Annotated in this window: 25 protein-coding genes; 9 read left to right on the top strand and 16 right to left on the bottom strand. The window is 71.9% G+C overall.

Annotation, left to right across the window (positions count from 1 at the left end):
* Positions 1–4: 4 nt before the first annotated feature.
* Genes ACFQ11_RS06200 through ACFQ11_RS06190 form a run of 3 tightly spaced genes read right to left on the bottom strand, consistent with a single transcriptional unit; the run spans position 5 to position 1,269 of the window.
* Positions 5–283, bottom strand: coding sequence for a DUF397 domain-containing protein (locus tag ACFQ11_RS06200; protein ID WP_378296981.1), 279 nt, complete (start codon positions 281–283; stop codon positions 5–7).
* 36 nt (positions 284–319) lie between these two features.
* Positions 320–499 carry a DUF397 domain-containing protein gene (locus ACFQ11_RS06195; protein ID WP_378296887.1) on the bottom strand — a complete coding sequence of 60 codons (180 nt, stop codon included), beginning with the start codon at positions 497–499 and terminating at the stop codon, positions 320–322.
* Positions 487–1,269: a helix-turn-helix domain-containing protein gene (locus tag ACFQ11_RS06190; protein ID WP_378296886.1), complete on the bottom strand. Its 783-nt coding sequence runs from the start codon at positions 1,267–1,269 to the stop codon at positions 487–489. The genes ACFQ11_RS06195 and ACFQ11_RS06190 overlap by 13 nt, the downstream gene beginning before the upstream one ends.
* 36 nt (positions 1,270–1,305) lie before the next feature.
* Here ACFQ11_RS06190 and ACFQ11_RS06185 point away from each other — a divergent pair, with 36 nt between their 5' ends.
* Positions 1,306–1,782: an ATP-binding protein gene (locus ACFQ11_RS06185; RefSeq protein ID WP_378296885.1), complete on the top strand. Its 477-nt coding sequence runs from the start codon at positions 1,306–1,308 to the stop codon at positions 1,780–1,782.
* The gene (locus ACFQ11_RS06180) at positions 1,779–1,934 is read left to right on the top strand and encodes a hypothetical protein (protein WP_378296884.1); all 156 of its coding nucleotides are present in this window, start codon (positions 1,779–1,781) and stop codon (positions 1,932–1,934) included. The genes ACFQ11_RS06185 and ACFQ11_RS06180 overlap by 4 nt, the downstream gene beginning before the upstream one ends.
* Before the next feature lie 278 nt (positions 1,935–2,212).
* Here ACFQ11_RS06180 and ACFQ11_RS06175 read toward each other — a convergent pair whose 3' ends face one another.
* The 4 genes from ACFQ11_RS06175 to ACFQ11_RS06160 form a co-directional block, all read right to left on the bottom strand.
* The gene (locus tag ACFQ11_RS06175) at positions 2,213–2,785 is read right to left on the bottom strand and encodes a dihydrofolate reductase family protein (protein WP_378296883.1); all 573 of its coding nucleotides are present in this window, start codon (positions 2,783–2,785) and stop codon (positions 2,213–2,215) included.
* A 163-nt stretch (positions 2,786–2,948) separates the two neighbouring features.
* Positions 2,949–3,269 carry a hypothetical protein gene (locus ACFQ11_RS06170; protein ID WP_378296881.1) on the bottom strand — a complete coding sequence of 107 codons (321 nt, stop codon included), beginning with the start codon at positions 3,267–3,269 and terminating at the stop codon, positions 2,949–2,951.
* A 127-nt stretch (positions 3,270–3,396) separates the two neighbouring features.
* Positions 3,397–4,239, bottom strand: a complete 843-nt coding sequence (locus tag ACFQ11_RS06165) for a polysaccharide lyase family protein (RefSeq protein WP_378296880.1) — start codon at positions 4,237–4,239, stop codon at positions 3,397–3,399.
* 4 nt (positions 4,240–4,243) lie between these two features.
* The gene (locus ACFQ11_RS06160; RefSeq protein WP_378296879.1) at positions 4,244–5,839 is read right to left on the bottom strand and encodes an alkaline phosphatase D family protein; all 1,596 of its coding nucleotides are present in this window, start codon (positions 5,837–5,839) and stop codon (positions 4,244–4,246) included.
* 420 nt (positions 5,840–6,259) lie between these two features.
* Here ACFQ11_RS06160 and acnA point away from each other — a divergent pair, with 420 nt between their 5' ends.
* From acnA to ACFQ11_RS06145, 3 genes are all read left to right on the top strand, one after another.
* Positions 6,260–9,025, top strand: coding sequence for an aconitate hydratase AcnA (gene acnA, locus ACFQ11_RS06155; protein WP_378296878.1), 2,766 nt, complete (start codon positions 6,260–6,262; stop codon positions 9,023–9,025).
* 335 nt (positions 9,026–9,360) lie between these two features.
* A complete protein-coding gene (locus ACFQ11_RS06150) occupies positions 9,361–10,659 on the top strand; it encodes a sensor histidine kinase (RefSeq protein ID WP_378296877.1) in 1,299 nt (432 codons plus the stop codon).
* Positions 10,656–11,315, top strand: a complete 660-nt coding sequence (locus ACFQ11_RS06145) for a response regulator (RefSeq protein ID WP_378296876.1) — start codon at positions 10,656–10,658, stop codon at positions 11,313–11,315. The genes ACFQ11_RS06150 and ACFQ11_RS06145 overlap by 4 nt, the downstream gene beginning before the upstream one ends.
* A 36-nt stretch (positions 11,316–11,351) precedes the next feature.
* On the opposite strand, the gene ACFQ11_RS06140 is transcribed toward ACFQ11_RS06145, so the two are convergent.
* The gene (locus ACFQ11_RS06140; RefSeq protein ID WP_378296875.1) at positions 11,352–11,972 is read right to left on the bottom strand and encodes a LysE family translocator; all 621 of its coding nucleotides are present in this window, start codon (positions 11,970–11,972) and stop codon (positions 11,352–11,354) included.
* Positions 11,973–12,038: 66 nt separating this feature from the next.
* Here ACFQ11_RS06140 and ACFQ11_RS06135 point away from each other — a divergent pair, with 66 nt between their 5' ends.
* From ACFQ11_RS06135 to mug, 3 genes are read left to right on the top strand one after another with little or no spacing between them, the layout of a single operon-like run.
* On the top strand, positions 12,039–12,980 hold the full coding sequence (locus ACFQ11_RS06135) for an aldo/keto reductase (RefSeq protein WP_378296874.1): 942 nt from the start codon (positions 12,039–12,041) through the stop codon (positions 12,978–12,980).
* 18 nt (positions 12,981–12,998) lie between these two features.
* On the top strand, positions 12,999–13,715 hold the full coding sequence (locus tag ACFQ11_RS06130; protein WP_378296872.1) for a TSUP family transporter: 717 nt from the start codon (positions 12,999–13,001) through the stop codon (positions 13,713–13,715).
* On the top strand, positions 13,715–14,272 hold the full coding sequence (gene mug / locus ACFQ11_RS06125; RefSeq protein WP_378296871.1) for a G/U mismatch-specific DNA glycosylase: 558 nt from the start codon (positions 13,715–13,717) through the stop codon (positions 14,270–14,272). The genes ACFQ11_RS06130 and mug overlap by 1 nt, the downstream gene beginning before the upstream one ends.
* On the opposite strand, the gene ACFQ11_RS06120 is transcribed toward mug, so the two are convergent.
* The 5 genes from ACFQ11_RS06120 to idi all read right to left on the bottom strand — a co-directional run bounded on the left by ACFQ11_RS06120 (position 14,269) and on the right by idi (position 18,667).
* Positions 14,269–14,712, bottom strand: a complete 444-nt coding sequence (locus ACFQ11_RS06120; protein ID WP_378296870.1) for an ASCH domain-containing protein — start codon at positions 14,710–14,712, stop codon at positions 14,269–14,271. The two genes, mug and ACFQ11_RS06120, sit on opposite strands and share 4 nt — an antisense overlap.
* 242 nt (positions 14,713–14,954) lie before the next feature.
* On the bottom strand, positions 14,955–15,776 hold the full coding sequence (locus tag ACFQ11_RS06115; RefSeq protein WP_378296868.1) for a carbohydrate ABC transporter permease: 822 nt from the start codon (positions 15,774–15,776) through the stop codon (positions 14,955–14,957).
* On the bottom strand, positions 15,773–16,660 hold the full coding sequence (locus ACFQ11_RS06110; RefSeq protein ID WP_378296980.1) for a carbohydrate ABC transporter permease: 888 nt from the start codon (positions 16,658–16,660) through the stop codon (positions 15,773–15,775). Before ACFQ11_RS06110 ends, ACFQ11_RS06115 begins: the two co-directional genes overlap by 4 nt.
* A gap of 2 nt (positions 16,661–16,662) precedes the next feature.
* Positions 16,663–17,976, bottom strand: coding sequence for an ABC transporter substrate-binding protein (locus ACFQ11_RS06105; RefSeq protein WP_378296867.1), 1,314 nt, complete (start codon positions 17,974–17,976; stop codon positions 16,663–16,665).
* A gap of 112 nt (positions 17,977–18,088) precedes the next feature.
* On the bottom strand, positions 18,089–18,667 hold the full coding sequence (gene idi, locus ACFQ11_RS06100; protein WP_378296866.1) for an isopentenyl-diphosphate Delta-isomerase: 579 nt from the start codon (positions 18,665–18,667) through the stop codon (positions 18,089–18,091).
* A gap of 182 nt (positions 18,668–18,849) precedes the next feature.
* Between idi and dxs the strand changes: the two genes are divergently transcribed.
* Positions 18,850–20,769 (top strand): 1-deoxy-D-xylulose-5-phosphate synthase, encoded by a 1,920-nt coding sequence (gene dxs / locus ACFQ11_RS06095; protein WP_378296865.1) that lies wholly within the window; start codon positions 18,850–18,852, stop codon positions 20,767–20,769.
* Between the two features lie 104 nt (positions 20,770–20,873).
* Here the strand turns inward: dxs and ACFQ11_RS06090 are convergent, their stop codons facing one another.
* From ACFQ11_RS06090 to ACFQ11_RS06080, 3 genes are all read right to left on the bottom strand, one after another.
* Positions 20,874–21,155, bottom strand: coding sequence for a hypothetical protein (locus ACFQ11_RS06090; protein WP_378296864.1), 282 nt, complete (start codon positions 21,153–21,155; stop codon positions 20,874–20,876).
* A gap of 120 nt (positions 21,156–21,275) precedes the next feature.
* Positions 21,276–22,631 carry an FAD-dependent oxidoreductase gene (locus ACFQ11_RS06085; RefSeq protein ID WP_378296863.1) on the bottom strand — a complete coding sequence of 452 codons (1,356 nt, stop codon included), beginning with the start codon at positions 22,629–22,631 and terminating at the stop codon, positions 21,276–21,278.
* 26 nt (positions 22,632–22,657) lie between these two features.
* Positions 22,658–24,145: an amino acid permease gene (locus ACFQ11_RS06080; RefSeq protein ID WP_378296862.1), complete on the bottom strand. Its 1,488-nt coding sequence runs from the start codon at positions 24,143–24,145 to the stop codon at positions 22,658–22,660.
* Positions 24,146–24,261 lie beyond the last annotated feature (116 nt).

Genomic DNA, 24,261 nt, shown 5'->3' with positions numbered 1-24,261 from the left:
GAACTCATCGCCACCGCGGAAATCGAGGGAACCCGAGAAGCCCGAGGTCGCGGCCCCCGGCGAGGACGCCGTTCGGTACCGGCCGGCGGGAGGCTCGGCGCCGCTTCAGACCGTCCGCGAACGCCCCGAACGCACCCCGATCGAGGAACAACCTCGCCCCGTCCGGATCCTTGGATTCCCGCAGGGCAACGCCGTCCGGCACGGCGGCCAACTCCACGCAGGTCCGTCCTCGCGAGTCGCCGACGGTGCGTTGAGCGCAGGCGGAGCGCGCTGGACGGACCAGAGCCCCGGCCGAACGCGGCCGGGGGCTCGCCGGGGGTCAGCGTCGCTTGAGGTCGGTCACGAGCGACCGGAAGGCGGCGCGGTCGAGGACGAGCCTGGGACCGTCCGGGTCCTTGGAGTCGCGTACCCCCACACCGTCCGACAGTGTGGCCAGTTCTACGCATTCGCCGCCGTGTTCGTTGCTTCGCGTGGCCTTGCGCCAGGTCACATCGCCCACCGGTCCACCGCCTTCCGTAGGAAATCGCGAGATTCGCTCACACTCAAGGCGCGCGCTTGCATCTCTGCGAACGCACCGACGACGTGCAAGATATCGCCTGAATCGTCGGATGTGATGCCCCCGGTGGAGGTTTCCAGGTGGACGAGCTCCTCGCCCGTGGGCTGTGTGGCGATGCTGAAAGACCCGGAGACACCTCTGTAATGGGCGATGGGAGCTACCTGAAGCGTGACGTGGTCCAGTGCGGACACCTCCAGTAGGTGCTCGCATTGGGCCCGCATCACGTCGCGATTCCCAACCTCGCGGGCGAGGACCGTCTCACTGAGGACTGCCACGATGCGGGGCGCCGGCTTGAGGCTGAGGATTTCCTGTCTCTTGAGCCGAGCCTCGAGATCGTGCTCGTTGGGGAGCAGCACCCGGGCGTAATCGACGGTCTGGAACAAGCCGATGACGAAGGTCTCCCCGTACATCCTCAGCAGCTCGGCGGATGCCTCGGCCTGTGGATAGTCGGCGAAGAACTTCGGGTAGGTGGTCGAGGGGAGAAGTTTGTCCCATAGCGTCGTGAGCGTGTTGCCGGTGCCCAGGGCCTTGTCCAGACGCTCCGCGAAGTCACGTCGGCAGCGTGTGTTGCCGCTCTCGACCTGAGAGATGTAGGACCGGCTGACCGCCATACGTTTGGCGAGCTCGCTTCGGATTATGGATGCCTCCTCCCGCTGACGTGCCACTTCTGCGCCGAATGCCTTGAGAGCGGGGGAGGGCTTCCGTGCGGCCATGAGTGCCTCCAATGGCGTCAGTAACTGTGAACCACTGTGAAGCGGCTCGTCTGCGTCCCCGGGCTTCCCTGTTCACGCTACGCCTCGGAGTGGAGTCTGTGCGGTGAGTCACGAAAAACGGAGGTGGTCACCGTGGGGATTCCGGCGTCGATCGTCGTTCCGGCGGACGTGGGAGCCGTGAAAACCGCTCGCGACTGGGTGGGGGTCACGCTCGGGGAGTGGGGGCGGGACCCGTACATCGCGAAGGTCGTCGTGTCGGAGCTGGTCACGAACGTCGTGCGGCACACGGCCAGCGAGACCGCGACGGTTCGGGTGCTGCTCGCGGACCGGGGGACCGTCGTGGAGGTGCTCGACGGGTGCGATGCGATGCCGCAGGTGCGGGACGTCGGCGTCCTGAGCGAGGACGGGCGGGGCCTCGCGATGCTCGGGGCGCTCGTCAAGGACTGGGGCGCGCAGCCGGTCGCGGGCGGCGGCAAGGTCGTGTGGGCGCTGCTGCCCGAGGAGGACGGGTGAGTGACATCATCCCCGTCCTGCATCGGGCGTTCCCGGCGTGGGGTTTCTCGGTGCGGGACGGGGAATGGCGCGCGTCCGGACAGGTGTTCGTCGCGGCGACGTCGCTCGAACTGCTCCTCGCCTGGATCACGATGATCGAGGACGATCCCTGACTATGCTCCGGAACCCGGCCTGGAGGACGTCCGGACGGCGTGCACCGGGCCGCCGGAACTCGCCTGGGCGGTCTTCCGGGCGCGGCGGGCGAGCCGAACGGGAACGCGCGGGCGCCGGCCCGGCCGGGCGATCTCGGGGACGACGGGACGGTGCGGCGGGCGGCGCGGCGTCGTTCGGGTCGGTGCTCCGGGTGACCTGCACACAGAGCGCGTCTGCGCCCGCCCCGACGAAGATCCCGGCGGCCGCCGAACGGCGCCGGCCGCGCTGTCCGCGTGGGTCACACGACGTCGAAAACGTTCTTCTGGATGCCGTTGGAGTACACCTCGTGCTCGACGAGCCGGAGCTTCTGGGTGTCCTTGTCGGTGTCGCTGAACAGGCGCTTCCCGGCGCCGAGCAGCAGCGGGAACACCAGCAGGTGGTAGCGGTCGATCAGCCCGGCGTCGGCGAGGCTCCGGTTGAGCCGGGCGCTCCCGTGCACGATGATCGGGCCGCCGTCGGTCTTCTTCAGCTCCGCCACGTCGTCGAGGGACCGCAGGATCGTGATGTCGCCCCAGTTGTCGACGAGGGAGTCCTCGGCGAGGGTCGTGGAGACGACGTACTTCGGCATGGCGTTGTAGCGGGGGAACTCCGCGGTCATCGACGGCCAGACGGCGGAGAACGCCTCGTAGCTGACCCGCCCCAGCATCATCGCCGCCGCCTCCTCCTGCTCGCGGGCCTTGAGCTCGTAGGCCTCCTCGACGAAGTCGACGTCCTTCATCGTCCAGCCGGAGTTGCGGTAGCCGGGCTCGCCGCCGGGGGCCTCCACGACCCCGTCGAGCGAGACGAACGCGGTGCTGATCAAGGTGCGCATGGGACTCCCCTGTCACGTGTGTCGCCGGTCACCCCTCTTGGTGCCCGATGGTGAAGTGCTACCACCCGCCACCGACGATTTCCGTGCGTCGGGTCGTCAGCGGGGCGCGCCGAGGCGGGCCGGCGCCCGGCCGCCGGGTCGGGGCCCGGCGGCCGGGGACGGTTCAGGCGTCGAGTTCCTTGACGAGCGCGAGGACGTGCATCTGCGGCGGGGGGTCGAGCTGGATCTTGTCCGACAGGTTCATGGACCCGTCGCCCATGGCCCGGTTCAGCCGCTTCACGGCCGCCTTGGCGTCGCCCTCGATCTCGTACACCGCGACGTAGGGGTCGCCGTCCTTGGTGGGGGCGTAGCGGCGCGCGGAGACGAAGCCGTCGAGCGCCAGGACCTCCGGGATGTGGACGTCCTCGTACCAGCGGTTGTACTCGTCGGCCACCTCCGGGCTCGCGGGCCGGGACATGACGTGCAGGATCGACTTCGCGGACATGCGTGTTCTCCCATCGAGCGGCTCCCACCGGACGCCGTCCGCGCGGAAGGCGGCGGCTCGGGCCGGTGGTCCGATCGAATGGTACCTACCCTCTCCGTGGTTGAGAATTATGTTCACGCACGTGCGGTCAGCGGGTGAAGACGCCGAGGGCGTCGTAGGCGTGCCAGGAGCCGGTCCGCTTGTCGATCGTGAGGGCGTTCTCGCCCGTGCGCAGCGCGGCGGACGGCAGGGGGAGCTCGACGTACGACGGCTTGAGCGGGGTTCCGGGTCGTGTCGCGTCGCCTTCGAGGGAGCCGCGCGTGCCGCCGTTCTCGAGCTGCACCTCGCGGACGGGCGTGCCGTTGAGCGCGAGCTCGATCGTCCCCGGGATGGACGCGTGGGTGTCGATGAGCCAGATCGCGAGCCACGTCTCGCCGGACGGCACTGCCTCCAGCGGGAACCGGAACGTCGCGCGGCTCGGTCTGCGGCCCGCCCACGCGTCCGAGGGCCCCGGCTGGATGTAGGCCCAGTCGTTCGCCGGGGTGCTCGTGCCGAACGTGTAGTCGGGGCCCTCGCCGAACCGGTCGCGGTACCGGGCGTAACCGTTGGGCGCGAGCGCCAGTTCGAGGGACCTGTGGTCGAACTCGCCGACGGTGGCGACCGCCGTGCCGGACACGGTCACCGACTCGGTGCTGTGCGCCCGCAGCGCCGCGGAGGGGCGGCTGCGGCGGCCCGCGGCGTCCACCGTGACGACCCGGTAGTGCCAGTCCTGCCGCGCGCCGCCCATCCGGTCGTGCACGAACGACCCGTAGACGGTCTTGCCGACGAGGGTGTCGGGCCCGAGTTCGAACCGGGACGAGCGCGAGCCGTAGATCGCGTAGTGGTCGACGAGCGGCTCGTACGGTTCGCCCTTCCACGACAGGCGGATGCGGCCGATCCCGGGCTCGGCGCGCAGGGCGTGCACCGGGCGGGGCCGTCGGTTCGCGGTCATCGGTTCAGACCTCTCGGTTCAGTCCGGGACGGCCGGCCTCGGTGACGAAGCGGGCGGTCGTGCGGATCGGGGCGCCGGGGCGGGTGACGTACTCGACCGTCTTGAACCGGGCGGTGAGCCGGCCCGGGGTGAGGGTGCAGCTCAGGTAGCCGCGGCGGGCGTTGTACAGCTCGACGTGCGGGTTCGCCAGCCACAGTTCGCCGACGGAGTCGGTCTCGGCGCCGTCGGCGTCGGACGCGATCGAGCCGGTGACGAGCTCGGTGCCGACGGTGCGCGAGTCCGGGTCCTTCCAGTCGGCCTTCAGCTCGGCGGCGACGTGGCGGTGGATGTCGCCCGACAGCGCCACCGGGTTCGCGATCCGGTACCGCTCGAACGCCTTCCACAGCCGGTCGCGGTTGGCGGGGAAGCCGTCCCACATGTCGTTGCTGTACAGCTCGCCGGAGCCGGGGTCGCGGTCGATCTCGGCCATGACGACGCCGGTGCCGAGCAGGTTCCAGGTCGCGCCGGAGCGGCGGAGGCCGTCGTACAGCCACTTCTCCTGGCGGGCGCCGAGGAGGGAGCGGCGCGGGTCGTGCCGCTCGGCGGAGTCGTCGATGACCTGCCCCGCCGGGTAGCGGTCGCGGAACTGCCGGTTGTCGAGCATGTCGATCTGCGCGAGGCGTCCCCACCGGTAGCGGCGGTAGAGGGGCAGGTCGGGGCCCTCGGGGCGCATCACGGAGCGCAGCGGCTGGTTCTCGTAGAGGGCCCGGTAGGCGACCGCGCGGCGGCGCAGGAAGTCGGCGGGCGGGACGCCCTTCTCCGACCAGTCGTCGGCGTAGTTGTTCTGCACCTCGTGGTCGTCGGTGGTGATCAGCCAGGGCGCGTTCGCGTGCGCGGCCTGCAGGTTCGGGTCGCTCTTGAAGAGCGCGTAGCGGAGCCGGTACTGCTCGAGCGTCTCGGTCTCGACGGCGTGCTCCGCCCCCGGCAGCGGGACGCCCTGGCGCCGCATGTTGCCTTCGGTGATCCCGTACTCGTAGATGTAGTCGCCCAGGAACAGGACGAGGTCGAGGTCTTCGCGGGCCATGTGCTCGTAGGCGGTGAAGTGCCCGTGGTACCAGGCGGCGCACGACGCGGTGGCGAACCGCAGCTCCGGCGGCGTCGTCCGGTGGTCGGGCGCGGTGCGGGTGCGGCCCACCGGGCTCAGCTCCGAGCCCGCGCGGAACCGGTAGAAGTACTCGCGGCCGGGGCGCAGGCCGCGGACCTCCGGGTGGACGGAGTGCGCCAGTTCGGGCGTCGCGACGGCCTGCCCGCGCCGGACGACGCGGCGGAACGACTCGTCCTCGGCCACCTCGTACCGGACGCTGTACGGGCGCGCCGGCATGCCGCCGTGCCCGTCCGGGGCGAGCGGGTCGGGCGCGAGCCGGGTCCACAGGACGACGCCGTCGGGCAGCGGGTCGCCGGACGCGACGCCGAGCGCGAACGGGTCGGACGGGACCCGCCCGCCCACGGTCTCGTCGGCGGCGGCGGCCTCGCCGGTGCCGAGCGCGAACGCGGCGGCGCCGACGCCGGTCATCGCGAGGAACGTCCGGCGGGTGGGCGGGGGCAGGGCGGCTGGGTTCATGCGCGGGCTCCAGGGGGAGGCGGGGGCGACCGACGTCATGGTCGCGCCGCCGGGTGGACGGCGGTCGACCTGCGCCTCAACCCGCGATGAGCAAAAACGATCATGATGGGCGGGGTTCGTCCCGGGCGGCCCCGGGCACGTTCGCGGCCGGGCCGCGGCCGGCGGCCCTGGCGGCCGGGGTGCAAGTAGCTCGACATCGAGATAAATTGGAGATAGCTTGACGTCGAGAGAAATCTTGTCGAAGTTGGGCCGCCCCGGTTCCCGGCCGGGGGCCGGGCTAAGGCAGGATCAGGGGAGATGCGCTTTCCGTCCCGCCCGGGCCAGGCCGGTCACGGGGGCGGGACTTCGACGAAATGATGAAGACAGCGCCGCGCGCTCATGTCCCGGACCGGACGCGCGGTGACGACGGAGGAGGAGTCCGTGTCCGCGAACAGCTTCGGCAGCCTTAGCAAGCTGCAGGTGGGCGAAAAGTCCTACGACATCTACCGGCTGGACGCCGTCGAGGGCTCGGCCCGTCTCCCGTACAGCCTCAAGGTTCTGCTGGAGAACCTGCTGCGCACCGAGGACGGCGCGAACGTCACCGCCGACCACATCCGCGCGCTCGCGGGATGGGACGCCAAGGCGCAGCCGAGCAAGGAGATCCAGTTCACCCCCGCGCGGGTGATCATGCAGGACTTCACCGGCGTGCCCTGCGTGGTGGACCTGGCGACGATGCGCGAGGCCGTCCGCGACCTCGGCGGCGACGCCTCCAAGATCAACCCGCTGGCGCCGGCCGAGATGGTCATCGACCACTCCGTCATCGTCGACTACTTCGGCTCGCCGGACGCGTTCGAGCGCAACGTGAAGGTCGAGTACGAGCGCAACAAGGAGCGCTACCAGTTCCTGCGCTGGGGCCAGACGGCGTTCGACGAGTTCAAGGTCGTGCCGCCCGGCACCGGCATCGTCCACCAGGTGAACATCGAGCACCTGGCCCGCGTCGTGTTCGACCGCAACGGCGTCGCCTACCCCGACACGTGCGTCGGCACCGACTCCCACACCACGATGGAGAACGGCATCGGCGTCCTCGGCTGGGGCGTCGGCGGCATCGAGGCCGAGGCCGCGATGCTCGGCCAGCCGATCTCGATGCTCATCCCGCGCGTCGTCGGCTTCAAGCTGACCGGCGAGCTCCCGGCCGGGACGACCGCGACCGACCTCGTGCTCACCATCACCGAGATGCTCCGCGAGCACGGCGTCGTCGGCAAGTTCGTCGAGTTCTACGGCGAGGGCGTCGCCGCGCTGCCGCTGGCCAACCGCGCCACCATCGGCAACATGAGCCCCGAGTTCGGCTCCACCTGCGCGATCTTCCCGATCGACCAGGAGACGACGAAGTACCTGCGCCTCACCGGCCGCAGCGAGGAGCAGATCGCGCTCGTCGAGGCGTACGCCAAGGAGCAGGGCCTGTGGCTCGACCCGTCGGTCGAGCCGGAGTTCTCCGAGTACCTCGAGCTGGACCTGTCGACGGTCGTCCCGTCGCTGGCCGGCCCGAAGCGCCCGCAGGACCGCATCGCCGTGTCGGAGGCCAAGGAGACCTGGCGCCGCGACGTGCAGAACTACGTCAGCAGCATCCAGGGCCCGGCCGACGAGGCGTCCAACGAGTCGTTCCCCGCGTCCGACTCCCCGGCGATCAGCCACGGCGGCAACGGCGACAAGCCCCGCGAGCACGCCACCAACGGCTCCGGGCGCCCGCACAACCCCGTCCAGGTCACCCTCGAGGACGGCACCACCTTCGAGCTCGACCACGGGCACGTCGCCGTCGCGGCGATCACCTCCTGCACCAACACCTCGAACCCCTACGTCATGGTCGGCGCGGCGCTGCTGGCCAAGAACGCGGTCGAGAAGGGCCTCACCCGCAAGCCGTGGGTGAAGACCTCGCTGGCCCCCGGCTCCCAGGTCGTCACCGACTACTTCGAGCGCGCGGGCCTCACCCCCTACCTCGACAAGATCGGGTACAACCTGGTCGGGTACGGCTGCACGACCTGCATCGGCAACACCGGCCCGCTGCAGCCGGAGATCTCCAAGGCGGTCAACGACAACGACCTCGCGGTCACCGCCGTCCTGTCCGGCAACCGGAACTTCGAGGGCCGCATCAGCCCGGACGTGAAGATGAACTACCTCGCGTCCCCGCCGCTGGTCATCGCCTACGCCCTCGCCGGGACGATGGACATCGACATCCTCAACGACCCGATCGCCGACGGCACCGACGGCCCGGTCTACCTGCGCGACATCTGGCCCGCGCCCGAGGAGGTCGCCGCGATCGTCGAGTCGTCCATCGGCCAGGAGATGTTCACCAGCAGCTACGCCGACGTCTTCAAGGGCGACGACCGGTGGCGCGGCCTCGAGATCCCGACCGGCGACCTGTTCGAGTGGGACCCGGCGTCCACGTACGTCCGCAAGGCCCCGTACTTCGACGGGATGAGCGCCGAGCCCGAGCCCGTCTCGGACATCCGGGGCGCGCGCGTCCTGGCGAAGCTGGGCGACTCGGTCACCACCGACCACATCTCCCCGGCCGGGGCGATCAAGGTCGGGACGCCCGCCGCGCAGTACCTGCAGGAGAACGGCGTCCAGCCGAAGGACTTCAACTCCTACGGCTCGCGCCGCGGCAACCACGAGGTGATGATCCGCGGCACGTTCGCCAACATCCGGCTGCGCAACCAGCTCCTGGACGGCGTCGAGGGCGGCTACACCCGCGACTTCACCCAGGAGGGCGCGCCGCAGTCCTTCATCTACGACGCCGCGCAGAGCTACGCCGCGCAGGGCACCCCGCTCGTCGTCATCGCGGGCAAGGAGTACGGCTCCGGCTCGTCCCGCGACTGGGCCGCGAAGGGCACCGCGCTGCTCGGCGTCCGCGCCGTCATCGCCCAGTCCTACGAGCGGATCCACCGCTCGAACCTGATCGGCCTCGGCGTCCTGCCGCTGCAGTTCAAGGAGGGCGAGTCGGCCGAGTCGCTCGGGCTCACCGGCACCGAGACGTTCGACATCACCGGCGTCACCGCGCTCAACGAGGGCGGCGTCCCCGAGGAGGTCACGGTGAAGGCGGACGGCAGGGAGTTCAAGGCCGTCGTCCGCATCGACACCCCCGGTGAGGCGGACTACTACCGCAACGGCGGCATCCTGCAGTACGTCCTGCGGAGCCTGATCCGCAAGTAACGCGATCCGCGGATTCCGCGCGAACGGGCCGTCTCCTCCGGGAGGCGGCCCGTTCCGTGTTCCCGGGCGTAGTACCCGGGAGCTAGACGCGAGGCCGGTTCCGTGGAGGGAGGCGGCCGGCCCGGCCCCGACGCAGGATTCCTTCTGCGGCGACCACGAGGCCGCGGAGGGGGGACGCGCGTGATCGAGGTGCGCGAGCCGGTCGAGCGGTTCGGGGGACCGGACGGCCGTCGACCGGCCGCCGCCGGCGGCGGGCGCCCCGCCGCCGGCGGCGGCTACCGTCGTCGTGAGGCGCCGGGACGCGTGACGCACCGGCCGGGCGGACGGGAGACGCGATGACGGTCGGGTCGGTCGTGCGGAACGTGTGGCGGGACCTCTCCCCGGCGGCCGGTCCCGCGCTGCTGCCGCTGGACGTCCGGTCCCGGCCCCGGTTCGCGGCCTGGCTGCCGCACGCGCTGGTCGTCGGGGGCGCGGCCGTGCTCGCCGGATCGTCCTGGCACATCCTGCTCACCGACTACGCGGCGCCGAACGGGTGGGCGGCGACGCTGAGCCTCGTCCACGCGTCCGCGCTGGTGGTCTGCGTGTTCCGGCCGATGGCCGGCTGGTGGCTGTCGCTGTCGCTGGCGACCGTGACCGCGCTCGCCGTCGCGTCCCCCCGTCCGGACGGCGGGCCGCTGTGGGCGGGGCCGAGCCTGTCGATGCATCTGGCGGTGCTCGCCCTGGTCGCGCTGCGCGTGCCGGCCCGGGTGGCGGCGCAGATGTGGGTGCTCACCGCGGTCGCCGCGACCGGCCTGGCGGTCGCGCGGTCCGGCCGCGACGCGTTCCCGGGGCCCGCCGGCCCGGCGGTGGCCTCGCCCGCCCGCGACGCGTTCCCGGGCCTGGTCGAGGTGCTGCTCGTGTCCGGCACGGTGCTGCTCGCGGCGTCGGCGCTGCGGGGGAGGGGCGACGCGCTGCGCGGGCTCGCGCGGGAGCGCCAGCGGCGTGCGCTGCTGGAGGAGCGCGCCCGGATCGCGCGGGAACTGCACGACGTGGTCGCGCACCACATGTCCGTCGTCGCCGTCCAGGCCGAGGCCGCCCCGTACCGGGTGCCGGACGTGCCGGACGAGCTCGCGCGCAGCTTCACCGTCATCCGCGAGAACGCGCTGGAGGCGATCGACGAACTGCACCGCGTCCTCGGCCTGCTCCGGGAGGGGGACGGCCCGGCGTCGGGCCCGGAGGCCGACGCGGCGCCGCAGCCCACCCTGGACGGCCTGGAGGGGCTCGTCGACGGCCTCCGCGCGACCGGCCTGGCCGTCGACCTGCGGGTGTCGGGGCGGCGGCCCGCGACCACGCCCGCGCTGGAGGTGTCGGCGTACCGGATCGTGCAGGAGGCGCTGAGCAACGTCCTGCGCCACGCCCCGGGCGCCGCCGCCCGGGTCGCCGTCGCCCACCATCCCGACCGCGTCGAGCTGACGATCGGCAACGGCCCGCCCGCGCGGGCGCCGGAGCCGCCGGCGGGCCGCACCGGCCACGGGATACTGGGGATGCGGGAACGGGCCGCGATGCTGGGCGGGGAGCTCGCCGCGCGCCCGCGCCCGGACGGCGGCTTCACGGTGACCGCCGTGCTCCCGGCGGGAAAGGAGGGGCCCCGGTGACCGTCAGGGTGCTGCTCGCCGACGACCAGGACATGGTCCGCGAGGGGTTCTGCGTGCTGCTCGGCGCGCAGCCCGGCATCGAGGTGGCCGGGGAGGCCGCCGACGGGCACGAGGCCGTCGCGAAGGTCGCCGAACTGGCGCCCGACGTCGTCCTGATGGACGTCCGCATGCCCGGCATGGACGGGCTGGAGGCGACCCGGCGGATCTCCGCGACGACGAGGGTCATCGTCCTCACGACGTTCGACCTGGACGAGTACGTGTACGGGGCGCTGCGCGCGGGCGCCGCCGGGTTCCTGCTGAAGAAGGCGTCCGCCGGGGCGCTGGCGGAGGCGGTGCGGGTCGTGGCGGCCGGGGAGGCGCTGCTGGCGCCGTCGGTCACCCGGCGGCTGATCGCCGAGTTCACCCGGCTCGGCGGCCCCCGCGCGCCCCGCCGCGAGCGGCTGGGACGGCTCACCGGGCGGGAGACCGAGGTGCTGACGCTCGTCGCGCACGGCCTGTCGAACGCGGAGATCGCCGCGCGGCTGGTGCTGGCCGAGCAGACCGTGAAGACGCACGTCAGCAACATCCTCGCCAAGCTCGACCTGCGCGACCGCACCCAGGCGGTCGTCCACGCCTACGAGACCGGCCTCGTCCGGCCGGGCCCCGAGGCCCGCTGACCGCCCGGAGCCCGTGCCCGGAGCCGGTGGCCCGGGTCAGTGCTCGGCGGCGAGGCGCAGGCCGAAGCCGATGAACGCGATCCCGGTGACCTGCTGGAGGCGGCGCTTCACGGACGGGCGCGCGAGCGTGCGGCGCGCGGCGCCCGCCGCGCAGACGAGCAGGGCGCACCACGCGAGGCCCTCGGCGATGTGGATGACGGCGAACAGCATGCTCGTCCCGAACACCGGGGCGCCCGCCGGGAGGAACTGCGGCAGCAGGCTCATGTAGAACACGCCGATCTTCGGGTTGAGCAGGTTCGTGACGAGCCCGGTGCGGTACGCGGCGGCGCCGGACAGGTCCGGTTCCGGGGCGTCGCCGCCCGCGCCGGCCTTCCGGCGGGCCCGCCAGAGCGCCTGCCCGCCCAGCCACACCAGGTAGCAGGCGCCCGCGATGCGCAGCACGTCGAACGCGAACCGGGACGCCGCCAGCAGCGCGGTCAGCCCCGCCGCGCTCGCCGCCCCCCAGCACAGCAGCCCGGACGCGATGCCCGCCGCGGCGAGCAGTCCCGTGCGGCGGCCGCCCGCCACGGTGGTGCGCAGCACCAGCATCGTGTCCAGACCGGGAGTGATCGTGACCAATGCGGCGACAGCGGCGAAGGCCAGACATGCGCTGAGCATTCCGACATTGTGTCAAGCGGCGGTCCGTGCGGGCATCGTCCCCGCCGGGCTGGTTACATCCCAGGTATGGCTGACACCACGAAGAAGATCGGGGACCTGGACGTCTCCGGGCTGTGCCTCGGCGGCAACGTGTTCGGCTGGACGGCCGACCGCGACACCTCGTTCCAGATCCTGGACGCCTACGCGGCGTCCGGCGGCAACTTCATCGACACCGCCGACTCCTACATGGCCTCCGCGCCCGGCAACGTCGGCGGCGAGTCGGAGGAGATCATCGGGGAGTGGACGGCGGCGCGCGGCACCCGCGACGACGTCGTCATCGCGACCAAGGTCGGCAGGCATCCGCGACGGGAGGGGCTATCCGCCGCGAACATCCGGGCGGCGGCGGAGGACTCGCTGCGGCGGCTGCGCACCGACCGCATCGACCTCTACTACACGCACTTCGACGACGAGTCCGTGCCCGTCGAGGAGATCATGACGGCGCTGGACGAGCTGGTGAGGGCCGGGAAGGTCCGGCAGATCGCGGTGTCGAACATCGGGCTCGAGCGGCTGGAGGCGTCCCTGGCGTTCAGCGAGCGGGAGGGGACGGCCAAGTACGTGGGCATCCAGCCGCACTACAACCTCGTGTCCCGCGACACCTACGAGGGGCCTCGGCGCGACATCGCCGAACGGCACGGGCTGGCCTGCATGCCGTACTACGGCCTCGCCTCGGGCTTCCTCACGGGCAAGTACCGTCCGGACACCGAGGTCGACAGCGCGCGCGCCGGTAAGGCGGCGAGGCATCTGGAAACCGAGCGCGGACGTAAAGTGCTGCAAGCCCTCGACGAGGTCGCCCAGGAGTCGGGCAAGCCCCACGCGACCGTGGCGCTCGCCTGGCTGGCCGCCCAGCCGACCGTCGTCGCGCCCATCGCCAGCGCCCGCACGATGGAGCAGCTTCCGCCGCTGCTGGACGTCCCGGGCACCGCGCTCACCGGCGACCAGCTGAGCCGTCTCACCGAGGCGTCCGCCTGACTTGTATCGTTCCAGGGCGTGAATCCCGATTTCCTGGTCATCGGCGGAGTGGCGGCGCTGCTCGGCGCGATCGTGCAGGGCAGCGTCGGCCTCGGCGTCGGCCTGGTCGCCACCCCGATCGTGACGATGGCGTTCCCCTCGCTGATGCCGGGCACGATCCTCGTGGTCGCGACCGTCCTGCCGCTGGCGACGCTCGCCCACGAGGCCCGGCACGTCGAGCTGAGCGGCCTCGGCTGGGCGTTCGGCGGGCGCGTCGCCGGGACGCCCCTCGGGGTCTGGCTGGTCGCCGCCGTGCCCGCCCGCGCCCTCGGCGTCGTCATCGGGTTCTTCGTGCTGGCCGCGCTCGCCGCCACCGCCTGGACGCGGGAGGTGCCGCGCAACCGCCGCACGCTGGCCGCCGCCGGGATGATCGCGGGCACCACCGGCACCGCGTCCGGCATCGGCGGCCCGCCGATCGCGCTGCTGTACCAGCGGGAGAGCGGCCCGCGCGTCCGCGCCACCCTCGCCCTGTTCTTCGTCGTCGGGTGCCTGATCTCGCTGGCGTCCCTCGCGGCGTTCGGCCGGCTCTCCGGCGAGCAGGTCGCCGCCGGGCTCGCGCTCGTCCCGTTCGTCCTGGCCGGGTTCGTCGCCGCGGGCCCGCTCCGCCGCTACCTGGACGCCGGACGCCTCCGCACCGCGCTGCTGATCGTCGTCGGCGCGTCCGCGGTCACGCTGATCGTCCGTAACCTGATGTGATGCGCCCGACGAAGGCCGATCTGGAGGCCGCCCGCGACCGCGTCGTCCCCGACGTCCTGCCCGCCCCCGGCGGCACGCTCCGCGTCCTGTTCAGCGGCATCAACCCCGGCCTGTACTCGGGGGCGACCGGGCACCACTTCGCCCGCCCCGGCAACCGCTTCTGGCCCGCGCTGCACCGCTCCGGGTTCACCGACCGCGTCCTGGACCCGTCCGAGCAGCACCTGCTGCCCGCCTTCGGCCTCGGCATCACGAACCTGGCGCAGCGCACCACGGCGCGCGCCGACGAGCTGACCGCGGACGAACTCCGCGACGGCGGCCGCCGCCTGCGGGCCCTCGTCGACCGGTACCGTCCCGCCTACCTCGCGGTCGCCGGCGTCACCGCGTACCGCACCGCGTTCGGACGTCCCCGCACCCGGATCGGCCCGCAGGACGACGCGTTCGGCTCCGCCCGCGTGTGGGTGCTGCCGAACCCGAGCGGCCTCAACGCGAGCTGGTCCCTCGACCGCATCGCGGGCGAGTTCGCCCGCCTCCGCGAGGCCGCGGACGCGGCCGGCTAGCCCGCCTGGTTCGCGGCGGCCGTCGTGAGCATCGTCTCCACTTCCGCGACGAGGGACGCCGACGGCTCCCACAGGTCGGTGCGGCCGAGCGCGACGATCGGGCGGGGGAGGGCCCGGACGTCCGCGAGGTGCCAGTGGTGCATGCCGGGCTCCGCCCACGGGCCGCACGCGCACCCGTCCGTCCCGCCGTCCACCGTCGCGGAGCAGACGGCGGCGAGGTCGGCGACGGCGATGGCCGCGCCGATCGCGGCGAGCGGGTCCCGCGGGTCCCAGCCGGCGGCCTGCACGAGCGGCGAGTCGCACGCCGACAGGTCGACCCGCATGGACGCGTGGATCAGCAGCGGCCCGCGGTAGGCGGTCGGCGCACCCTGGTTCGAGACGCTCTTGCCGCCGCGCGCGATCGCGAACGCCCAGGGCTGCTGAACACTTATCGCCTGCACGCGGTCACCTCCAGTGCTCGACCGTCTCCGTCTCCGGCTTCGTCTCCGGCGGGGACGCCGAGCGGCGATGCCCGAGAGGCTAGGCGCATCGGGGCGGTTGCGCCAACGGAGGAGGTGAGCGGTTCGCTCATGCCCGATCCATGCCGATCATCTGTGTGACGCGCGAGAACGCAAAGTGGTTGACGGGACAACTGTACGGGAGTGACAAACGTGAGCCGGGGGATCCGTCCCCGGGCGCACGCTCACCCCTTCAGCGCGCCGGCCATGAGCCCGCGCATGAAGAAGCGTCCGAGCAGCAGGTAGACGAGGATCGTCGGCAGCGACGCCAGCAGCGCCGACGCCATCTGCACGTTGTACTGGACGGCGACCGCGCCGGAGCCCGCCGTGTTGTTCAGCATCACCGTGACGGGCCACGAGTCGGGGGCGCCGAGGAAGACGGCGAACAGGAAGTCGTTCCAGATCGACGTGAACTGCCAGATCAGCGTGACGGCGAACGCGGGCGCCGACAGCGGCAGGACGACGGACGCGTACGTGCGCAGCATCCCCGCGCCGTCCACGCGCGCCGCCTCGATCAGCTCGCCCGGGATCGACGCGTAGTAGTTCCGGAAGATCAGCGTGCAGATCGGGATGCCGTAGACGACGTGGACGAGGACCAGGCCCCGGATCGTCCCGACGACCTGCATGTCGGTGAGCAGGCCCGCGAGCGGGATCATGACGGCCTGGTAGGGGATGAACATCCCGAACAGGAACAGCGTGAACACCGCGTCGGCGCCCGGGAAGCGCCACTTCGCCAGCACGTAGCCGTTCAGCGAGCCGAGCACGGCCGAGATCGCCGCCCCCGGGATCGCGATCTGGAAGCTGTTGACGATGCCGGGGCGCAGCTCGTCCCACGCGGCCGTCCAGCCGGACGCGCTCCACCGGCCGGGCAGGTTCCACGCGGTCGCGGGCCCGGCCTCCTGCAGCGGCTTGAAGCTGGTCACGAGCAGGACGTAGACCGGCATCAGGAACAGCACGACGAACAGCAGCAGGACGGCCGGGCGGCCGAACCGGAGCGCGCGGCTCATCGGGCCCGCTCCTGCCGGACCGTCCACACCAGGTACGGGACCACGAGGACGGCGACCGCGACCAGCAGGTACGTGGCGATCGTCGCGCCGTTCGCCGGATCGTGCCGGTCGAAGATCTCCACGTAGGCCGCGACGGCCGGGACGTAGGTGATGATCTGCTTGCCCGCGATCGCCATGATCAGGTCGAACACCTTCAGCGAGATGTGCCCGAGGATGATCAGCGCGGACAGCGTCACCGGGCGGAGCTGCGGGAACACGACGTAGCGGTACACCTTCCACTCGGACGCGCCGTCCACGCGGGCCGCCTCGCGCAGCTCCTCCGGCACGCCGCGGAACCCGGCCAGGTACAGCGCCATGACGTAGCCGGACATCTGCCAGATCGCCGGGAGCGCCATCGCGGCCATGCCCCAGTCGGGGTTCTGCCACCAGGTGTTCGCCAGCGCCCCCAGCCCGGCGTCGTGGAACAACTGGTTGAGGCCGACGGCGCGCTCGGCGGGCGCCGGGTTCAGCAGCCACCGCCACACCACCCCCGCGGCGATGAACGACACCGCCATCGGGAACAGGTAGACGACGCGGAAGGACGCCTCCCCGCGGATCCCCTTGTCCATCAGGAACGCGAGGAACGCGCCGAGCAGCAGGGCGCCCAGCACGAACACCGCCGTGAAGACCAGCGCGTTGCGGACCGCGCCCGGCCAGCTCGGCTGGTCCCACAGCTCGACGAAGTTCTTCCCGCCGTCGAACCCGAGGGGCGACACCTCGTCGTGCTTGCCGCTCAGCGCGACCCGCGTGTTCCAGAAGATGAGGCCGTAGACGAACAGGCCGATCGCCGCGATGGACGGGGAGACCAGCAGCAGGCCCGGCAGCCACCGCCGGGCGCGGCGCACCTTCACTGGCCGCTGTTCTCGGCCGCCCGCACCAGCGCCTGCCGGAGCTTCGCCGGGTCCCTGTGCTGGAGGAAGAGGCCGACGGCCGTGTCGATGTCGGTGTGCCACTTGTTGTTCGCCGTCACGCCGTGCCAGAACGAGCCCGCGAGCTTGATCCCCGGCTTGTTCCACTCGGTGATGGCGTACTCCAGGTACCCCTTGTAGAGCGACTTGTCGCCGTCGGTGCGCGCCGGGATCGAGCCCTTCTTCGGGTTGAACGCGTCCTGGCCCTCCTTGCTGGAGACCGTCTTCAGCCAGGCGAGCGCGCCCCGGCGGTGGGGCGCGTTCTCGGGCAGGGTGAAGCTGTCCGACAGCCACATGTAGGTGCCGTCGGTGCCGGGCGCGGGCGCGTAGTCGAAGTCCGTGCCCTGCTTCTTCGCCAGCCCGTTCGGCGCCGGGTTCACGAAGTAGCCGTACGCCCAGTCGCCCATGATGTTGAACGCGGCGCGCCCGTCCACGACGGCCTTCGCGGCGCCCTGCCAGTCGGTCGACGCGGCCTCCGCCGTCGTGTACTTCATGATCTCGGCGAAGTCGTCGAGGGCGGCGCCGACCTGCGGGGTGTTCCAGTTCGCGCCCGGCCGCCACAGCGCGTTGTACGCCTCGGTGCCGAGCGAGCCGAGCAGGACGTTCTCCAGCAGGTGGTCGGCCGTCCACTGGGCGCCGAGCGACAGCGGCACCTTGTCGGTCTCGGCGTCGACCGCCTTCAGCGCCGCGATGAACGCGTCGATCGTCTCCGGCGGCCCGTCGACCCCGGCGTCCTCGAGAACGCCCGGGTTGTACCAGAGGACGTTGGACCGGTGAACGTTCACCGGCACCGAGTAGATGCCGCCCTTGTAGGTGATCTGGTCGAGGAGCTGCTTCGGGTAGACGTCCCGCAGGCCGTGCTCGTCGTAGAAGTCGTCGAGCGGCTCGATCTGCCCGGCCTTGATGTAGTCGAGCAGCTCGGCGCCCGCGTGGCCCTGGAACGAGTCCGGCGGCTTGCGGTTCTGGAGCCGGCTCGACAGCACCGCCTTGGCCTGCGTGCCCGACCCTCCGGCGATGGCCGCGTTGACGAACGTCGTGCCCGGGTTCTGCTTCTCGAAGAGGGCCTGCAGCGCGGTGAGCCCCTCGGCCTCGCCGGGCCCCGTCCACCACGAGAAGACCTCGACCTCCGAGCCGTCGTCCGAACCGCCGTCGCCGCCGCAGCCCGCGAGGGCCAGCACGGCGGCCAGCGCGGCCGCGGCGAACGACGTCGTCCGGCCCCGGCCGGCGGCGTTCCTTCGAGTACGTCCGAACATCGCCCGTCCCTTCGGTCGCCCGAAAAAACAAGCGTCTGCTCGGTGATCAACACCGTCAACACCCGTACGGAACAGTGACCGCGCGGTTAGACCGGCCGGTACGGGCGGCGGGTCACCAGCCCACGGCGGGCGGCAGCGGCGCCGCCCCCGCGTCCGGCCAGTCGAGCGGCGCGCCCAGCGGCGCCAGCTCGGCCATCTGCAGCCGGTACCACGGCGAGGACTCCGGACGCCCCGTCAGTTCCAGGCAGCGTTCCCACGGCCACCACTCCGCCGCCTCGACCTCCTCGGGGTTGCGCGCGACGGCCCCGCCCGGCGCGACCGTCGCCCGCACCACCGGGCACCGCTCGTGCTCGACCGTCCCGTCCTCGGCGACCGCCCGGTACCGGAACCCCGGCAGGACGGACGTCAGCGACGCGCCCGCGATGCCCAGCTCGTCCCGCAGCCTGCGCCGTACCGCGTCCCGCAGCTTCTCGCCGGGGGCCGGGTGCCCGCAGCAGCTCCCCGTCCACACCCCCGGGAACGTCCGCTTGCCGAGTGCGCGCCGAGTGATCAGCACGCGACCGTCCGTGTCCACCACATAGCATGAAAAAGCCAGGTGGTAGGGGGTGTCGCTATGGTGGCTCGCGGCCTTCGGGGCCGTGCCCACGGCCTCGTCGTCCGCGTTGAGTAGTACGATCTCTTCCTCGACCATGGCTTCTTCCTACCCCATCCCCCTCACGGGGAAAGGCCGTTCGTGCCGGTGACCTCACCATTGGTGAGCGGTTTCGCACCCGCGGGGGAGAGTCCCTCCGGCACGTCCCGATCGAACCGGGATTAGACTCGGAACGGCCCGAGCCAGGGGAGCCCGTCGTCCCCCATGAGGAGTTGAATCGCGTGAGCCTGCTGGAGTCGATCAAGGACCCCGACGACCTCAAGCGACTGGACGCCGCTCAGCTGTCTCGGCTCGCGGAGGAGATCCGCGAGTTCCTCGTCCACGCGGTGTCCAAGACCGGCGGTCACCTCGGCCCGAACCTCGGCGCCGTCGAACTGACGATCGCGCTGCACCGGGTCTTCGACTCGCCCAAGGACAAGATCCTCTTCGACACGGGCCACCAGGCCTACGTCCACAAGATCCTCACGGGCCGGCGGGACTTCGAGAGGCTCCGCCGCCGCGGCGGCCTCTCCGGCTACCCGAGCGCCGCCGAGTCCGAGCACGACGTCATCGAGAACTCGCACGCCTCCACCGCCCTCTCCTACGCCGACGGGCTCGCCAAGGCGTTCCAGCTCCGCGGCGAGGACGACCGCGCCGTCGTCGCCGTCGTCGGCGACGGCGCCCTCACCGGCGGCATGTGCTGGGAGGCGCTCAACAACATCGCCGGCGCCGCCGACCGCCCGGTCATCATCGTCGTCAACGACAACGGCCGGTCCTACTCGCCCACCATCGGCGGCCTCGCCGGGCACCTCGCCGACCTGCGCGTCACGCAGGGCTACGAGCAGGCGCTCGACCTCATCAAGAAGACGGTGCCGCGCGCCCCCGTCGTCGGGAGCATGGCCTACGAGACCCTGCACGGCATCAAGAAGGGCCTCAAGGACGTCCTGCAGCCGCAGGCCATGTTCGAGGACCTCGGCATGAAGTACGTCGGCCCCATCGACGGGCACGACGAGGACGCCGTCGAGAAGGCCCTCCGCCGCGCCCGCGGCTTCGGCCGCCCGGTCATCGTGCACTGCATCACCACGAAGGGCCGCGGCTACGCGCCCGCCGAGAACGACACCGAGGACTGCATGCACGGCGGCGGGGCGTTCGACCCCGAGACCGGCAAGTTCCTGCCCAAGAAGGGCGGCACCGCCTGGACCAAGGTGTTCGGCGAGGAGATGGTCGCGATCGGCCGCGAGCGCCGCGACGTCGTCGCGATCACCGCCGCGATGCTGTACCCGACGGGCCTCGCGCCGTTCGCCGAGGCGTTCCCCGACCGCGTCTACGACGTCGGGATCGCCGAGCAGCACGCCGTCACGTCCGCGACCGGCCTCGCCATGGGCGGGATGCACCCGGTCGTCGCCGTGTACGCCACGTTCCTCAACCGCGCGTTCGACCAGGTCCTGATGGACACGGCCCTGCACCGGCAGCCCGTCACGTTCGCGCTGGACCGGTCCGGCGTGACCGGTGACGACGGCGCCAGCCACAACGGCATGTGGGACATGTCGATCCTCCAGCTCGTCCCGGGCCTGCGCATGGCCGTCCCCCGCGACGGCGCGCGCCTCCGCGAGCTCCTCCGCGAGTGCGTCGCCGTCTCCGACGGCCCCACCGCGATCCGCTACCCGAAGGGCCCCGCCGCCGAGGACGTCGAGGCCGTCGACAAGGCCGGCGACATGGACGTCCTCGCCCGCCACGACGGCTCCAACGGCACCCGCGTCCTCCTCGTCGCCGTCGGCTCGATGGCCACGCCCGCGCTGGAGGCCGCGAGCCTCATCGCCGCGCAGGGCATCGGCGTCACGGTCGTCGACCCCCGGTGGGTCAAGCCCCTCGACCCCGCCCTGCTCGACCTCGCCCGCGACCACACGCTCGTCGCCGTCGCCGAGGACAACGGCCGCACCGGCGCCGTCGGCGACGCCGTGGCCCGCCTCCTGCGCGACGCCGAGGTGGACGTGCCCGTCCGCACGTTCGGCATCCCGCAGGAGTTCCTCGACCACGCGTCCCGCGGCGAGATCCTCGCCGACATCGGCCTCACCCCGCAGGCCCTCGCCCGCGACATCACCGAATCGGTGGCCCGCATCTCCTCCCTCGAGGACCACGAGCACGCCCCCACCACCGACTGACCCCGGCTCGCCGCATCGCCGGCTTCCGGCCGCCCGCCGCCCCTGCGCGCCCTCCGGCGCGCGGTGGCGTGTCCCGGGGCCCGGCCCGTGGGCTCTCGGGCCGGTCAGCCGCCTTCGGCGGACAGGAGCTGCCAGAAGTGGCGGACGGACGCGGCCGCGGTGCCCAGCTCGCGGCCCGCGTACGTCCAGCGGCCGCGCAGCATCCACAGGCGGCCGGCGCCGTCCTGGACGTAGACCTGCAGCGGGAAGCAGGCGTCGTGGGCGCGGATGACGCCCGCGTGGTCGACCGCCGGGCGCAGGTCGGGGGCGCCCTCGCAGCGGACGCCCATGACGGACGTGCGGGGGTCCTGGCGGAGGAGCCCCCGCGTCAGGTCATGCACGAGCACGGACACGTAGTCGGGACCTAGCCACCTCAGGTCGGGCACAGACTCGGGTGGGGGGAACCCGTACAGTTCTGGACCGCCGGTCACAGGCGGCACGGTAGCGTCCCCGTCACACTCCCGTCACTACCCGGCGGGCGGTTTGTTGCGGCAGGCGGACGTCATCGCCTCCCAGCGGCCGAGCTTGACGCGATCGCCGCGGTCGAGGGAACGCGCGAGGGCGACCTCCGCGGCGTCCAGGTTCAGCCAGTCGGCGTACGTGACGACGGGCAGCCCGCGGGACTCCAGGAGCTCCTCGACGGTGTGCTCGGGCGGCACGCGGTCGGCGGGCAGGTCCGCGAGGAGGTTGCGGACGGTCTCGGCGGCGTCGGACTTGTTCGTGCCGACGACGCCGGTCGGGCCGCGCTTGATCCAGCCGGTGACGTACTCGCGGGGCACCCGCGCGCCGTCCGGGCCGAGGATCCGCCCGCCGTCGTTGGGGACGACGTAGGAGCGTTCGTCGAACGGGACGCCGTCCAGCGGGACGCTCTTGTAGCCGACCGAGCGCAGCACCATGCCGACGGGCAGGGTCTCGTGCTCGCCCGTCCCGGTGACGCGGCCGTTCTCGTCGAGGCGGGTCCTCTCGAGCTTGAGGCCCTCGACGCGGTCGGTGCCGAGGATCTCGACGGGGGCCCGCCAGAACCGGACGTCGATGCGGCGGGGCCGCTCGGGGGGCTCGGCCGTCCAGGCGTTGAGCACCTTGACGTTGCCGCGGACCTTGCGGTCGCTCTCGGCGAGTTCGGCGCTCGCGGGGTCGAGGTCCATGTCGGCGGGGTCGACGTGGACGCCGGCGTTGGCGAGCTCGCCGAGTTCGCGGGCCTCCTTGGTGGTGAACTTCGCCTGCGCGGGGCCCCGCCGGCCGATCATGTGGACGCGGCGGACGCGGCTGCGGGAGAGGGCCTCGATCACGTGCTCGGGGACGTCGGTGGAGCGCAGCTCGTCCGACGTCTTGGCGAGGATGCGCACGACGTCGACGGCGACGTTCCCGACGCCGACGACCGCGACCTCCTCGACGGACAGGTCGAACTCGTGGTCGGCGGCGTCGGGGTGGCCGCAGTACCAGTTGACGAAGTCGGTGGCGGCGACGCTGCCGGGCAGGTCCTCGCCGGGGATCCGCAGCCGCCGGTCGACCATCGCGCCGGTCGCGTAGACGACGGCGTCGTAGCAGCCGAGCAGGTCGGCGCGGGTGATGTCGCGGCCCAGCTCGACGCAGCCGAAGAACCGGACGGCCGGGTTCTCCAGCACCCGCTGGAGGTATCCGGCGATCGACTTGATCGAGGTGTGGTCGGGGGCGACCCCGTAGCGGACGAGCCCGTAGGGCGTCGGCAGCCGGTCGAACACGTCGACCCGGACGTCGCCGTCGGCCTGTTTCACCAGAGCCTCGGCGGCGTAGATCCCCGCAGGGCCGGACCCGATCACCGCGACTCGCACAGGAGAAGCCATGCGGGCCATTGTGCACACCGTCTCATTCATTGAACACCGTGAGTCCGGTCACTCGCGCGCGCGAGGCGGCTGTGCCGGCGTCCGTAGACGAAGTAGACGACGATGCCGATCGCCATCCACGCCAGGAACCGGTACCACGTCTCCAGCGGCAGGTTGATCATCACGAACAGGCAGCCGAGCACCGACAGGACCGGGACGAGCGGGACGAGCGGCGTCCGGAACGCGCGCGGCAGGTCGGGGCGCGTGCGGCGCAGGATCGGGACGCTCAGCGAGACGACGACGAACGCGAACAGGGTCCCGATGTTGACGAGGGTCGCCAGTTCGGTGAGCGGGATGAAGCCCGCGATGGCGGCGGCGAGGCCGCCCATCAGGATCGTCGAGCGGTACGGGGTCTGGAACCGCGGGTGCACGCTGGACAGGAACGGGGGCAGCAGCCCGTCGCGGCTCATCGAGAAGAACACCCGGCTCTGCCCGAGCAGCAGGATGAGCACGACGGACGTGAGCCCGACGACCGCGCCGACGTTGATGATCGTGGCGAACACGGGCGCGCCGACGTACTCGAACGCGTGGGAGAGCGGCGCGTCGACGTTCAGCTGCGTGTAGTTCTGCATGCCGACGACGACGGCGGAGACGGCCGCGTACAGGATCGCGGTGATGACGAGGGACCCGATGAGCCCGATCGGCAGGTCCCGCTGCGGGCGGCGGGCCTCCTCGGCGGTGGTCGCGACGATGTCGAACCCGATGTAGGCGAAGAAGACGACGGCGATGGCGGAGATGATGCCGAGCCAGCCGAAGTTGACCGGGGTGATGCCGAAGATCACCTGCATCAGCGGGGCGTCCACGCCCGACGCCTCGGGGGTCGACTGCGACGGCGGGATGAACGGGTCGTAGTTGTCGCCCTTGATGTAGAACAGCCCGGCGAAGATCACCAGCAGCACGATCGTCACCTTGATGGCGACGACCACGGCGTTGACCCGCGACGACACCTTGATGCCGAGGACGAGCAGCACGGTGACGGCGAGGACGAGCCCGATGGCGGGGACGTTCACGACGCCGCCCTCGCCCGGCGGCGCGGCGATCGACTCGGGGACGTGGACGCCGATGTCGCTCAGCAGCGACGCGAAGTAGCCGGACCAGCCGACCGAGACGACGGCGGCGGCGAGCGTCAGCTCGAGGATGAGGTCCCAGCCGATGATCCACGCGGGGAACTCGCCGAGGGTGGCGTAGGAGAACGTGTAGGCGGAGCCGGCGACCGGGACGGTCGAGGAGAACTCGGCGTAGCAGAGCGCGGCGAGCCCGCACACGACGGCGGCGAAGATGAAGGAGAGCGCGACCGCGGGACCGGCGTTGTTGCGCGCCACCACGCCGGTGAGGACGAAGATGCCGGTGCCGATGATGACACCGACACCGAACACCACCAGGTCGAGGGCCGACAGGCCCCGCCGGAGCCGGTGCTCCGGATCCTCGGTGTCGCGGATCGACTGCTCGACCGACTTCTTGCGCAGCAGGCTCATGCTCGGCTCCCGGGGCGGTCCGATCGTCGCCCGGGGCTATGCCCGCTCGAACGCGAATTATGATCAGCCGAAACCAGAGCGTGTCCGTGAAGTGGTGGAATGCCGGAGAAGAGGCG

The organism is Actinomadura sediminis (assembly GCF_042675525.1).
Classification (GTDB): domain Bacteria; phylum Actinomycetota; class Actinomycetes; order Streptosporangiales; family Streptosporangiaceae; genus Spirillospora; species Spirillospora sediminis.
Note: the sequence above shows the minus strand (reverse complement) of the source record. Positions and strands in the feature narration are given on the sequence as shown.

Excerpts from the sequence above, each read along its gene's own strand:
- ACFQ11_RS06165 (WP_378296880.1), bottom strand. The coding sequence starts at position 4,239 with ATGACCGCGAACCGACGGCCCCGCCCGGTGCACGCCCTGCGCGCCGAG.
- ACFQ11_RS06140 (WP_378296875.1), bottom strand. The coding sequence starts at position 11,972 with ATGCTCAGCGCATGTCTGGCCTTCGCCGCTGTCGCCGCATTGGTCACG.
- ACFQ11_RS06160 (WP_378296879.1), bottom strand. The coding sequence starts at position 5,839 with ATGAACCCAGCCGCCCTGCCCCCGCCCACCCGCCGGACGTTCCTCGCG.
- ACFQ11_RS06085 (WP_378296863.1), bottom strand. The coding sequence starts at position 22,631 with ATGGCTTCTCCTGTGCGAGTCGCGGTGATCGGGTCCGGCCCTGCGGGG.
- ACFQ11_RS06175 (WP_378296883.1), bottom strand. The coding sequence starts at position 2,785 with ATGCGCACCTTGATCAGCACCGCGTTCGTCTCGCTCGACGGGGTCGTG.
- ACFQ11_RS06115 (WP_378296868.1), bottom strand. The coding sequence starts at position 15,776 with ATGAGCCGCGCGCTCCGGTTCGGCCGCCCGGCCGTCCTGCTGCTGTTC.
- ACFQ11_RS06150 (WP_378296877.1), top strand. The coding sequence starts at position 9,361 with ATGACGGTCGGGTCGGTCGTGCGGAACGTGTGGCGGGACCTCTCCCCG.
- ACFQ11_RS06105 (WP_378296867.1), bottom strand. The coding sequence starts at position 17,976 with ATGTTCGGACGTACTCGAAGGAACGCCGCCGGCCGGGGCCGGACGACG.
- idi (WP_378296866.1), bottom strand. The coding sequence starts at position 18,667 with ATGGTCGAGGAAGAGATCGTACTACTCAACGCGGACGACGAGGCCGTG.
- mug (WP_378296871.1), top strand. The coding sequence starts at position 13,715 with ATGCGCCCGACGAAGGCCGATCTGGAGGCCGCCCGCGACCGCGTCGTC.
- ACFQ11_RS06190 (WP_378296886.1), bottom strand. The coding sequence starts at position 1,269 with ATGGCCGCACGGAAGCCCTCCCCCGCTCTCAAGGCATTCGGCGCAGAA.
- ACFQ11_RS06080 (WP_378296862.1), bottom strand. The coding sequence starts at position 24,145 with ATGAGCCTGCTGCGCAAGAAGTCGGTCGAGCAGTCGATCCGCGACACC.
- ACFQ11_RS06135 (WP_378296874.1), top strand. The coding sequence starts at position 12,039 with ATGGCTGACACCACGAAGAAGATCGGGGACCTGGACGTCTCCGGGCTG.
- ACFQ11_RS06170 (WP_378296881.1), bottom strand. The coding sequence starts at position 3,269 with ATGTCCGCGAAGTCGATCCTGCACGTCATGTCCCGGCCCGCGAGCCCG.